This is a genomic window from Treponema primitia ZAS-1 (assembly GCF_000297095.1).
Lineage (GTDB): Bacteria > Spirochaetota > Spirochaetia > Treponematales > Breznakiellaceae > Termitinema > Termitinema primitia_A.
This window is the reverse complement of record NZ_AEEA01000036.1, coordinates 37,168-49,713: the sequence shown is the minus strand read 5'-3', so window position 1 is coordinate 49,713 and position 12,546 is coordinate 37,168. Positions and strand designations below refer to the sequence as shown.

At 50.7% G+C, this 12,546-nt stretch carries 11 protein-coding genes; all 11 read left to right on the top strand.

Features of this window, described 5'->3' with window-relative positions:
* The first annotated feature begins 3 nt into the window (after nt 1-3).
* The 11 genes from TPRIMZ1_RS0105270 to TPRIMZ1_RS0105220 all read left to right on the top strand — a co-directional run bounded on the left by TPRIMZ1_RS0105270 (nt 4) and on the right by TPRIMZ1_RS0105220 (nt 12,544).
* Nucleotides 4-456 carry a 4Fe-4S dicluster domain-containing protein gene (locus TPRIMZ1_RS0105270; RefSeq protein WP_010256008.1) on the top strand — a complete coding sequence of 151 codons (453 nt, stop codon included), beginning with the start codon at nt 4-6 and terminating at the stop codon, nt 454-456.
* Nucleotides 453-1,676, top strand: coding sequence for an NAD(P)/FAD-dependent oxidoreductase (locus TPRIMZ1_RS0105265; protein WP_010256006.1), 1,224 nt, complete (start codon nt 453-455; stop codon nt 1,674-1,676). The genes TPRIMZ1_RS0105270 and TPRIMZ1_RS0105265 overlap by 4 nt, the downstream gene beginning before the upstream one ends.
* A gap of 188 nt (nt 1,677-1,864) precedes the next feature.
* Nucleotides 1,865-3,055 (top strand): M20 family metallopeptidase, encoded by a 1,191-nt coding sequence (locus TPRIMZ1_RS0105260; RefSeq protein WP_010256004.1) that lies wholly within the window; start codon nt 1,865-1,867, stop codon nt 3,053-3,055.
* A 21-nt stretch (nt 3,056-3,076) separates the two neighbouring features.
* Nucleotides 3,077-4,474: a YfcC family protein gene (locus TPRIMZ1_RS0105255; RefSeq protein WP_010256002.1), complete on the top strand. Its 1,398-nt coding sequence runs from the start codon at nt 3,077-3,079 to the stop codon at nt 4,472-4,474.
* The gene (locus TPRIMZ1_RS0105250; protein ID WP_232616745.1) at nt 4,452-5,342 is read left to right on the top strand and encodes an alpha/beta fold hydrolase; all 891 of its coding nucleotides are present in this window, start codon (nt 4,452-4,454) and stop codon (nt 5,340-5,342) included. Before TPRIMZ1_RS0105255 ends, TPRIMZ1_RS0105250 begins: the two co-directional genes overlap by 23 nt.
* Nucleotides 5,339-6,895: a Mur ligase family protein gene (locus TPRIMZ1_RS0105245; RefSeq protein ID WP_010255998.1), complete on the top strand. Its 1,557-nt coding sequence runs from the start codon at nt 5,339-5,341 to the stop codon at nt 6,893-6,895. The genes TPRIMZ1_RS0105250 and TPRIMZ1_RS0105245 overlap by 4 nt, the downstream gene beginning before the upstream one ends.
* Nucleotides 6,896-6,912: 17 nt before the next feature.
* Complete coding sequence (locus TPRIMZ1_RS0105240; protein WP_010255996.1) at nt 6,913-8,100, top strand: D-alanine--D-alanine ligase family protein; 1,188 nt, start codon at nt 6,913-6,915, stop codon at nt 8,098-8,100.
* 33 nt (nt 8,101-8,133) lie between these two features.
* Nucleotides 8,134-8,751 (top strand): hypothetical protein, encoded by a 618-nt coding sequence (locus TPRIMZ1_RS0105235; protein WP_010255994.1) that lies wholly within the window; start codon nt 8,134-8,136, stop codon nt 8,749-8,751.
* Nucleotides 8,752-8,820: 69 nt separating this feature from the next.
* On the top strand, nt 8,821-10,524 hold the full coding sequence (locus tag TPRIMZ1_RS0105230) for a glutamine--tRNA ligase/YqeY domain fusion protein (RefSeq protein ID WP_010255992.1): 1,704 nt from the start codon (nt 8,821-8,823) through the stop codon (nt 10,522-10,524).
* Between the two features lie 9 nt (nt 10,525-10,533).
* Nucleotides 10,534-11,319 carry an alpha/beta hydrolase gene (locus TPRIMZ1_RS0105225; RefSeq protein WP_010255990.1) on the top strand — a complete coding sequence of 262 codons (786 nt, stop codon included), beginning with the start codon at nt 10,534-10,536 and terminating at the stop codon, nt 11,317-11,319.
* A gap of 94 nt (nt 11,320-11,413) precedes the next feature.
* Nucleotides 11,414-12,544 carry a DUF362 domain-containing protein gene (locus tag TPRIMZ1_RS0105220; protein WP_010255988.1) on the top strand — a complete coding sequence of 377 codons (1,131 nt, stop codon included), beginning with the start codon at nt 11,414-11,416 and terminating at the stop codon, nt 12,542-12,544.
* Nucleotides 12,545-12,546: the final 2 nt, after the last annotated feature.

Below are 12,546 nucleotides of genomic sequence, written 5' to 3'. Positions count from 1 at the left end.
AGCATGAAACGAATTATTATCGATCAGGAAAAATGCGACGGCTGTAAGAACTGTACGGTCGCCTGTATGCAGGCCCATCGGGCAACGCCGGGGACCGTCTACGATCTTGACCTTCTTGACCCTAAAAACGAGGCCCGGCACACCATTGTTGCAAACGGTAAGGGCGGGTACTTTCCGATATTCTGCCGCCACTGTTCCGTTCCGGACTGTGTGGGCGCCTGTATGTCCGGGGCCCTCTGCAAGGATCCGGTGAGCGGTCACGTACAGTACGACGAAAGCCGCTGCGGAACCTGTTTTATGTGTGTCATGAGCTGTCCCTACGGGAACGTCAAGCCCGACAAGGTCACCCATAAGAGGATCCTCAAGTGTGATTTCTGTAAGGATGATACGGAGGGGCCGAACTGCGTACGGGTCTGCCCCAAGAAGGCTATCCATGTTGAGGAGGTAAGCGCATGAAACATCTCATATTAGGCGCCGGCGCTGCGGGCATCAGCGCCGCCCACAGGATTCTGAAGGAAAAGCCCCAGGATGAAATTATCATCGTTTCCCAGGATGAGGAAGTCTACTCCCGGTGTATGCTCCACAAGTTCATCTCCGGTGAGCGGGATGCGGCGAGCATCAACTTTATTAACGACGATCTTTTAGAACGTAAAAATGTTACTTGGATAAAAGGGAAAACCCTTACCCGCCTTGATGCGGACAGTAAAACGGTCTATGCGGGGGATGAAAAAATTGCTTCCGGGGACACTATCCTCATCGCCACCGGCTCAAACAGCGTGACCCCGCCCATCGGGGAACTGCGGACCGCAAAGAACGCCTTCGGCCTCCGTCACCTTTCCGACGCCCGGGCAATAGCGGATTATGCAAAGAAGGCGGACAAGATCGCCATCATCGGCGCGGGCTTGGTGGGCCTGGACGCAGGGTATGCCCTGCTGGAGCTGGGCAAAAAGATTACGTTCATAGAAATGGCCCCCACGGCGCTTGCCATCAACGTAGACGCCCACGCCGCCGGTGCCTATCAGAAAAAGTTTGAAGAGAAGGGGGTGAAATTCCTCCTGGCCCGGAAAGTAGTAGGTACCAAGGGCGATGGTAAGGGCAGTATTACTGCGGTTGAGCTTGAGGGCGGGGACAGCGTTCCCTGCGACATGGTGGTCATGGCCGTTGGGGTGCGCCCCGCCATAGCTTTCCTCGAAGGAAGCGGCGTCAAGACTGAACGGGCGGTGGTGGTGGACGACTACCTTGCCACCAGCGTTCCGGGTATCTACGCCGCCGGGGACGCCGCAGGTCTTTCCGGCATCTGGCCCAACGCCCAGAAGCAGGGGGAGTACGCCGCCTACAACATGACCGGTACCAAATGGGCTTATGATGATCGGTTCGCCATCAAAAATACGGTCAACTTCTTCGACCTTCTAACTCTGTCGGTTGGGGCAATCAATCCCCAGGAGGGAGACGAGGTCCTTGTTAAGGAAGACCGGGATAACTACCGGAAGCTCATCCTCCGTGACGGTGCGGTGGCGGGGGTTATCCTTCAAGGGGAGATCGGCGGCAGCGGCTTCTGGCAGCATTTGATCAAGAACAAGATACGGATCGACAAGCTGGGAAAATCGCCCTGGAAGCTAAGCTACGCAGACTTCTTTGGGGTAGAGAACAACGGCGAGTATAAGTGGGTTGTGTAGATAAGGTTAAGCAGAGCATTGCGGGCGGGGCTGGGAGGTCCCGCCCGTTTTTTTGCCGGCTGGTTTCGTATAAATATACTATTTAGCTTGACCGATTGAAATTACTCGTCTATATTACCTTAATCATAAGAATTTTTATGGAAAAAGAATGCGCTTTTGCATAAATATTCTTCATCAGGAGCCATAATATGGGTCAGGAAATTACGGGTCTTGTGAAAGATGCAGTGAAAAAGCATTTCCCCGAAGCAAAAGCCTTAAGCGACGATCTTGCCGCCCATCCGGAGTTGTCGGACCAGGAGTTTGAATCCAGCAAAAAAATCGTGGATATACTAAAAAAGTCCGGTTATCAGGTCGAATACCCCTATCTGGGATATGCCACGGCCTTCCGCGCCCTGCTTGATAACGGTGAGGGGCCCAATATCGCCATCATGGTCGAATACGATGCGCTGCCGGATATAGGGCATGGGTGCGGCCACAACCTGCACGGCTCCCTGTCTGTGCTGACCGGATTGGCCCTGCTGGAGCTTAAGAACTGCTTCAAGGGGAAGATCTACGTGATTGGTACCCCTGGCGAGGAAGTGGACGGGGCGAAGGTCGGGATGTCCGAGAAGGGTGCTTTTGACGATATGGCGGTGGCGATGATGATGCACAGTGTGGGCGGCGGGGTTTCCCAGCCGGATATGGACGCCCTGAGCCTCCGCTGTTACGATGTGGAGTTTTCAGGCCGCAGCGCCCATGCGGCGGCGGCGCCCTGGGAAGGACGGTCCGCCCTGGCTGCGGCGCGGAAGTTCCTCGATTTGGTTGACGCCCGCCGGGAGTGCTTTACCCCGGATATCCGCTTTAATGGGATTATTTCGGAGGGGGGAAAGGCGCCCAATATAATACCGTCCTATGCAAAGATACGGGTCGAATTTCGTACCGCTTCCATGGCAAAACTGAAAAACGTAGACGATATGTTCGTAAAGTGCGCCAAGGCGGCGGCCATGGCCCTGGACTGCGAGGTAAGCTGGCATCATGGGTCTTCGGATTTTGCCGATATGGTCCGGATACGCTCCCTGGAAGACGAAATGACCGCAATCCTGAAGAACCTGGGTGAAACCGTCTCGGAGGTGACACCGCCCCTGGGGTCCACCGACGTGGGCAATGTCAGTTACCGCTGTCCGGCAATTCAGCCTTTAATAGCCATCACCAAGGAGCCTTTCGCGCTCCATACGGTAGAGTTGGCCGCCGCGACCTTGAAGCCCCCGGCCCACGAAGCCATGACCCGGGGCGCGGAAGCCCTGGTTACCCTTGCCTTAAAGGTTCTGAATGATGCAGATTTTCGCGGTAAGGTTCATAACGAGTTCGTTAAATGCCGGGATCTAAAGCTCGGCGTATAAAAGTTAAGGAGGAGTAGTGTCATGGGAAATGAGTTAGAAAAAAAGCGGTTTAAGCTGCCCCACATTTTTGTCCTGCTTACGGGGATAATTATTGTTGCGGCAATTCTCTCGTGGATTTTGCCGGCGGGTGAATTTGACCGCATACAAAATGCGGCGGGGCGTACCGTTGTTGTTCCAGGTACCTATCACTATATTGACCGGACGCCGGTTGGGCCCTTCGCGGCGGTGATGGGTATTTTCAACGGTCTCGTAAATGCGGCGGACATTGTATTCTTTGTGTTCATCGCCTTCGCATCGGTCGGCATCTTGATCGCCTCAGGGGCCTTCCACGGCCTCATCGGAGGACTCCTCCATGTCCTCAAGGGAAATGCCCGGCTGGCGATTATCCCGATTTTCCTGGCCGTGCTGGGACTTGCGTCATCCACCATCGGGGTGTTTGAGGAAGCGCTGCCTTTTATCCCTATCTTCGTGGGCATTGCCATCGGTATGGGCTATGACGCACTGGTGGGTTTAGCGATTGTTGCGGTTGGTGTGGGCATGGGCTTTTCCGGCGCGGCGATGAACCCCTTTACCGTTGGCGTCGCCCAGAGCATCGCCGAACTCCCGCCTCTTTCCGGCGGCTTGTACCGGGTTATCTGTCATCTGGCGATGTTCGTGGTTGCCTCAATCTATATTATACGCTACGCCATTAAGGTACAGAAGGACCCCACCAAAAGCCTCGTGTACGGGGAAGACTTCAGCAAGTTTACCATGGACGAAAAGGCCATCGCCGATCATCCCTTCGGGATACGGCAGAAACTGTCCCTGGTGGCCTTCTTTGTAACCCTCGGGATCTTTATCTGGGGGGTCAAGGTGCAGGGCTGGTACTTTGGGGAAATTGCCACCACATTCCTGTTGATGGCCGTCGCCATTTCCATCATCATGGGCTGGAGCCCCAATGAGTTTGCCGGCAAAATCGCGAACGGACTCGGCGATATCTGCGTGGCCTGTATGATGATCGGCCTTGCCCGGGGTATTAAGGTTACTTTGGAACAGGGCCATATCATCGACACCATCGTGTACGGCATGTCCATCCCCCTTACCTATCTGCCCAAGTGGCTTGCCGGGGAAGCCATGCTGGTGGTTCAAACCCTGCTCAACTTCCTGATCCCCTCCGGTTCCGGACAGGCGGCAACCAGTATGCCCATCATGGCGCCCCTGGCTGACCTGCTCGGCATATCCCGGCAGGTGGCGGTACTCGCCTTCCAGTTCGGGGATGGGTTCTCCAATATCCTGTTTCCCACCGCATTCGCGGTAGTAATGGCAGGTATCGCGGGCATCAAGGTAACCACCTGGTGGAAGTGGCTGGTACCGCTTTTCCTCCTGATCCTCCTTACCCAGGCGGTGCTTATCGCCATTGCCATCGGGATCGGCTGGTAAGCCGAATAGTGGCAAGAAAGAGGGCGGGGAGGCTAAAAGCTTCCCCGTTTTCTTGACACCCCCGCCGCCAAAGAAGTACAATTCCTTCACTTATATGTATTTAAACGGTATTAAGATAAACTATTTCAGCGCCGGTCAGGGTGAAGCGGTGCTTTTCCTGCATGGGTGGGGGTCCGATTTTTTATCCTTTAAGTATTTTCTGGACAGTATTTCCGCGTATTACCGTGTTTTTGCCCTGGATTTGCCCGGGTTTGGGCAAAGCGCCGAACCTCCGGCAGCCTGGTCCTTGGATGATTATGCGGATTTTGTCCTTACCTTTATGGGGGAATTTAAAATTGACCGGGTGATACTGATTGGCCACTCCTTTGGCGGAAGGATCAGTATCAAGCTTGCGGCAAGGAAAAACCTGCCTGTCTTGATTGACAAAATCGTTCTTGTGGACAGTGCGGGTATACGCCCTAAAAGAACCGTAAAACAAACTATCAGATTGTTTTTCTACAAGGGCATAAAGCATTGTATCTCCATCGAATTCATCCGGCGGCGCTGCCCGGAGCTTTTGGAAAAATGGCGAAAAAAGCATGGTTCACCCGACTACCTAAACGCCACGCCGAGGATGCGCGAATGTTTCGTAAAGGTGATTAACGAGGATTTAACCCCCCGTCTCTCTGAAATACCCTGTTCTACCCTGCTAATATGGGGCGAACAGGATTACGAAACCCCCCTGAAGGATGGGAAAATAATGGAACGGCTCATTCCGGACGCAGGGCTTGTGACGCTTAAAAACGCCGGCCATTATTCTTTTCTGGATCAGGGTTTTACCTTTTTAAGGGTACTTGATTCTTTTCTGAACATTAAGAGGACCGCATGATAGTAATTCTAAACTACTTAGTAATACTATCTTTTATTCTTTGCTATGCCATTACAGCCCTTTACGATTACCATATGTTTCAGTTGAATTCCTATTCACTATGGACCCAGCTTAAATGGCTTAAGGCAAATTTTAGCAGGGGTTATATAGTACGGCATATACTGGCTTTACCTATTATCGGTATTGCCTTCTTTGATTTTTATACCGCCGCAATTTTATCGTCCCTTCTTTTTTTAATACAATGCTTCTTCAACAGGCCCCGGAAAGCGAAAAAGCCCCTGGTTTATACCAGCCGTGTCAAGAGAATGTTGGTAACAAATATTCTGATACTAGCCATCCCGGTCCTGCTTTCTTTTTCGCTGCAAGCCCCGTATCAGATTATTATTTTGGCCCTGGGGGTCCTCTGTACGCCCCTTATTGTCTTGCTTTCAAATATCATTAATATGCCCATTGAGAAGGGCATAAACCGCTGGTATATCAATGACGCCAAAAAAATTTTAAAAAGCATGGACAAGTTAGTTGTTATCGGTATTACCGGCAGTTACGGGAAAACAAGTACAAAATATTTTTTGAATAAAATTTTATCGTCGAAATACAATGTACTCATGACTCCCGAAAGTTATAATACCCCCATGGGGGTTGTTAAAACCATACGTACTAGCCTTAAGTCCTTCCATGAAATATTCATCTGTGAAATGGGGGCAAAGTATACCGGAGAAATTAAGGAAATATGCGATATTGTAAACCCAAAATACGGTATCATCACCTCAATTGGGCCGCAGCACCTGGAAACATTTAAGTCCATAGAAAATATTATTAAAACTAAATTTGAATTAGCTGATGCCCTTCCTGATGACGGCGTAATTTTTCTGAACCATGAAAGTGACTATATTCGAAATGCCGCCACAAACAAGAAAAGGGTATCCTACGCCATATCCCCGCGGGGATGCAACTATGAAGCAAAAAATATTCATGTATCAAATAATGGATCCGCCTTTGATGTAATATTAAGCGGCGGCAGGGAATGTCATTTTGAAACAAAACTCATCGGCGTTCATAATGTGGAAAACATTCTTGGTTCCATCGCGGCTGCGGATTATCTTGGAGTAGACGCCGATACCGTCGCGATGAGTGTCCGCCGGCTCGAAAGCGTTCCCCACAGGCTGCAGCTGCTAAACCGGGGGGGGATGGCTATTATTGACGACGCCTTTAATTCAAACATTAACGGCGCAAAAATGGCCATTGATGTGCTGAATACCTTTGAGGGCTTTAAGATCCTGGTAACTCCCGGCATGGTTGAACTTGGGAATTTACAGGACAGCTGTAACCGTGAATTCGGAGCAAAGGCCGCAGAAAGTTGTGACTACGTTATTCTGGTTGGCGCAAAACAAACGGGTAGTATTTTAGAAGGACTTAAATCCGGGAATTATCCGGAAGAAAAGGTTTTTATTGCCGGGACCATAGAAGAGGCTTTTAGAAAAATAGAAAGTATAAATAGCAAGGGATTTCAAAAAGTAGTTTTGCTGGAAAACGATCTCCCTGACAACTACTAATTTGGAGGGTAATTACTATGTTGATAAGGGTTGGTGTTCTATTCGGTGGTAAGAGTGTGGAACATGAGGTTTCTATTATTTCCGCGATACAGGCAATCAATGGGTTTGATAAAACCAAGTACGAAATAATTCCCCTATATATGACAAAAGAAGGGGCCCTGTATGCCGGCGATTCCACCGGCAAGATAGAAGAATACCGGAATATTCCGGGGCTGTTAAAAAAAAGCCACCGGGTGATATTTGTTAACGACAATGGTAAATTTCTTTTAATGAAATATCCGGCCAAGGGATTTGGTAAGCGCATGTATGCCTCGGTTGATATTGTTTTTCCGATTGTTCACGGAACAAATGTTGAAGACGGGGCATTGCAGGGTTATCTAAAAACCCTTTCCGTTCCATTCGTTGGATGCGATGTCGCAGCATCCGCAGCGGGTATGGAAAAATATACCCAAAAGGCGATCCTAAAATATAATGACATCCCGGTATTGGATTGCGTCCGTGTTTTTTCCGCTGCATATTTCAAGGACATGGACACTATTATTAACCAAATTGAAGGTTCCATATCATATCCCCTGATTGTAAAACCCTCTAATTTAGGGTCAAGCATAGGCATAAAAAAAGCCCTTAACAGGGACGAACTAAAGGGCGCCTTTGAGTATACCTTTCAGTATGCCAATATTGCCCTGGTTGAGCGGGCCGTAACTAATCTTAAGGAGATTAACTGCGCCGTGTTGGGGGATCAGGATTTAGCGATTGCTTCGGAATGTGAAGAACCGATAAATACCGATGATATATTAAGTTATAACGATAAATATATTTCCGGCGGTAAAAACGGCTCAAAGGGAATGAGCGGCGCTAAAAGAAGGCTCCCCGCGGATATTGCCCCGGAAACGCGGGAGGAAATCCGGAATTTAGCCATAAAGACATTTCAAGCCCTGGGATGCAACGGAGTAGCCAGGATAGACTTTTTTATAGATTTGCAAAGCAATAAAATATTTGTAAATGAAATCAACACCATCCCCGGCTCATTATCATTTTATCTTTGGGAGCCCATAGGAATATCCTATACGGAATTGCTAACTAGGTTAATTAATCTTACTTTCAAGAGGGAACGTGAGAATGCGGGTATATCCTACTGTATCGATACAAATATCCTGGCCAATTTTACCTCAACAGGCGCAAAAGGAGCAAAGAGCTTGGCTTGACATATTTCGCATTTATCAGCATTGTTGAAAGATATGTACAGTTGTTCCCCCCATGCCTATGAAGCCATACCTCAGGAATACCGGAAGACCGCGGAGGAACTATTTCCATCCGGGCCTAATCCGGCGGTACAGGGGCCTACGGTGAAGGCTGCGGAGAATTATGCGGAGATTCTGGGAATCGGGGTCGATTATAAGCGGCTGCTTGGTACCCAGCATGCAGGCAGGGATCTGGAGCAGTTTTTGGGGCATTTTCAGAATAATCTGGACCTCTTAATTCAAAAAACCTGGGTTGATAAGTCCGATGAAGCCCGGAAAGAGAAGCTTCAGGACCGGATTCCCGGCTTTATTGCCGAAATTGAGCGGGGAGATTACCGGAAGGCCCTGAAAGAATTCAGCGTCATCCTGGAAGAGCTGGCGCACCTGCTTTTCGGCGCCCAGAGCCAGAAGGACGATTTTGCCGAGTATGCCTTCAGGATCGATACCCAGATGGGGCTTTTCTGGTGGTACGGGGGGCGGATTGGATGCCTCAAGCCAGCATGTGACGGAAACCAGGGAAAAGGAGCCGGCAGCGGACCGGTGGCCAGGACCCCCTGTAATGAAAGCCTTTGGGCGGTTTTGCTGTTAGGTATCTGCTACCTTACAAATTTTTAGGCCACTTATTGTTATAAAATCGTTTTTATACTATTCTGAGCTCACAGCCTTCATGAGGAGTTTTTCACTATGGCGGAAGAGTCTGCGGACTTCATCAGCGATTTCATTAAAGAAGACCTGCAAAACGGCCGGTTTGACTATGTCCATACTCGATTTCCCCCGGAACCCAACGGCTGGCTCCATATTGGTCACTGTAAGGCCTTCTATATCGACTTTTCCATGGCAGAACGGTTCAAAGGGAAATGCAACCTCCGTTTTGACGATACCAATCCGGAAAAAGAGGATATCTCATATGTGGAGGCCATCAAGCGGGATGTTTCCTGGATGGGCTACGACTGGGAAGACCGGGAGTACTACGCGTCAGACTACTACGAATACCTCTACGATCTGGCGGTGACTATCGTCAAGAAGGGCCACGCCTATGTGGACGACCTTACCGACGAGGAGATGAGCGAATACCGGGGTACGGCGGTGGAGGATAAAAACAATATCACCAATACCCCCCCGGGCCGGAACAGCCCCTATCGGGATCGTTCGGTGGAGGAAAACCTCGAGCTCCTTGCCCGGATGCGGGCGGGGGAATTCCCCGATGGGGCCCGGACTCTGCGTGCAAAGATCGACATGGCCCACCCCAACCTGCTCCTGCGGGACCCGGTGATGTACCGGATACGCCGGGAAACCCATTACCGTACCGGGAACAAGTGGTGCATCTACCCCATGTACGATTTCCAGCACCCCCTTTCGGACGCCAAGGAAGGGATTACCCATTCTTTGTGCTCCCTGGAATACGAAATCCACCGGCCCCTCTACGAATGGTTTATCAGTGAAGCGGAGGTGTTCCCCAGCCGCCAGATCGAATTTGCCCGGCTCAATATGACCCATACGGTGCTGTCCAAACGCTGGCTCCTCAAGCTGGTCCAGGATAACCATGTTTCCGGCTGGGACGATCCCCGGATGCCCACCATCGCGGGACTACGCCGGCGGGGCTATACTCCGGAGGCTATACGGAGCTTTGTCTCCCAAATCGGGATTGCCAAGACCGATAGCATGGTAGATATTGCCTTTTTGGAATATTGTCTTAGGGAGGATCTAAACAAGCGATCCCCCCGGGTGATGGCGGTACTCAAACCGCTCAAGCTTATTATCGAAAACTGGGACACCGGGGCCGAAGAGCTTGAGGCGGTGAACAACCCCGAGGATCCCGAAGCGGGGACCCGGAAATTGTGCTTTACCCGGGAGCTCTGGATAGAACAGGACGATTTTGCGGAGGTTCCGCCTCCCAAGTATTTCCGGCTCTTTCCGGGTAATTCGGTACGGCTGCGCTACGGGTATATCGTTACCTGTACGGGCTTTGATAAGGATGCTGCGGGGAATATCACCGCGGTGCGCTGCACCTACGACCCGGAAACCAAGGGAGGCAATGCCCCGGACAACCGCAAGGTTAAGGGGACCATCCACTGGCTTTCTGCGGCGGACGCCATTCCCATTGAGGTACGGATCTATGACCACCTTTTTGCTGTGGAGCGGCCCATGGAAACGGCGCCGGGAAAGACCTTCCTGGATAACCTCAACCCCAATTCCCTGGAACTTGTTTCCCATGCCTATGGCGAAAAAAGCCTGGCAAAGGCGGTTCCCGGGGACCGGTTCCAGTTTGAAAGGCTGGGATATTTTGCGAGGGACCCTGATGTATCCAAAGGCGGAGCGCCGGTTTTCAACAAAACGGTGGGGCTCCGGGATACTTGGGCAAAAATCGGGCGAAAAACAGCCCAATAGGAGAAAACAATGATACTACGCGGAAATGTTTATTCGGAAGTTTTACACCTCTATACGGGGATAAGTGTTTTAGCCCCCGACCAGTACCAGGAAGAAGGCGCCTATAGGGTATGTTATCTCCTCCACGGTCTTCACAATGATCAGAATTCCTGGATTGATAGTACCTTATTGCAGATTTTTGCCAGGGAATACAATGTACTATTCGTCTTGCCCGCAGTGGGAAGAAGCTTCTACGCGGATATGAAGCATGGGTATAATTACTTTACCTATGTCAGCGAGGAACTTCCCAAAATAAGCAAAAAGGTGTTTAACATATCTGCCAAGCGGGAGGATACCGCAGTAATCGGCTGTTCCATGGGGGGCTACGGCGCCCTGAAATGCGCTCTTACCAAGCCTGAACAGTACGGATTCTGCGGGGCCATCTCCCCGGCCTGTTTGTTTATCGATGAACACCTTAATGGGCTGCGGAAAAATACCGACTACTGGTTAAAAACCGGAGGCCCGGAAGCGGAGGCCATACTCCGGGATTTCCAAACCGCCTTTGGGGAGGAGCTGGCCTATACCGATGGTGACGAAATTATCAAGCTTGCAGAAAAGCTTGCGTCCAACTCCGTCAGGCCTAAGATATACGCAGCATGCGGCGCTGAGGATAATCTCCGGAAAGAGAACTTACGCTTTAAGGAGCAGATAGAAAAATTGAATTTAGATTATACCTATGAAGAGTGGGAAGGAGCCCACGACTGGCAGTTCTTTAACGACGCCTTAAAAAAATCACTCCAAGTATGGCATACATGACATACCGGATATATCTGGTATGTTTTGGGTTCCGTCGGAACCCTGTATTATAGCGGGAAGAAAATTTCATAAACCATGAAAAGGGGGTATCGGAATGGGAACATCAAAGGTGTACTTTGCCGATATGCGTTGTAAAGTCGGAGACAGTTTGCTGAACAAATTGGATCGGTTGATCCGGAAGGCCGGTATTGAGCAAATTGATTTTAATCAGAAGTATGTGGCTATTAAGATCCACTTTGGAGAACCGGGAAATTTGGCCTTCCTCAGGCCCAACTTTGCCAAGGTGGTGGCGGACAGAATTAAAGCCCTGGGGGGCAAGCCGTTCCTGACAGACTGCAATACCCTCTATGTGGGACGGCGCAACAATGCCCTGGTCCACATGGACGCAGCCTTTGAGAACGGCTATTCTCCCCTGTCCACGGGGGTACAGAACATCATTGCCGACGGGCTCAAGGGTACCGATGATGTGGAAGTTCCGATCCCCGGAGGAATCTACTGTAAGACCGCCAAGATAGGCCGGGCAATTATGGATGCGGATATTGTTGTCTCCCTGAATCACTTTAAGGGGCACGAAGGCGCTGGTTTCGGCGGGGCTCTTAAGAATATCGGTATGGGAAGCGGGAGCCGGGCGGGCAAGATGCTCATGCACAACGATGGCAAGCCCGAGGTTGACCAGAATGCGTGTACCGGCTGTAAGACCTGTACTAAATACTGTAACCAGAACGCCATTACCTTTGACAGCAACAAAAAAGCCAAGATCGATCATAATCTTTGCGTTGGCTGCGGACGCTGTATCGGGGTCTGTAACTTCCATGCCATTTCAAACGAAAGCGGTACCAGTAATGATACCCTCAACAGCAAAATCGCCGAATTCACCCAGGCGGTACTGCATGGGCGGCCCAATTTCCACGTCAGTGTGGTAAACCAGGTGTCACCCTACTGCGACTGCCACGGGGAAAGCGATGCTGCGGTTGTTCCGGATATCGGGATCTTTGCCAGCTTTGACCCCGTTGCCCTGGACCATGCCTGTATTGATGCGGTCAATGCCGCCCCGGCGATTCCCACCAGTATTCTTTCTGAGCGGGAACACACGCACAAGGACAGCAACAAAAACGAAGATCACTTTACGAACATCCATCCTACCACGGACTGGCGGGTCCAGATTGCCCATGCGGAGAAAATCGGCCTGGGCAGCGGGACTTACGAGCTGATCACCGTAAAATAATT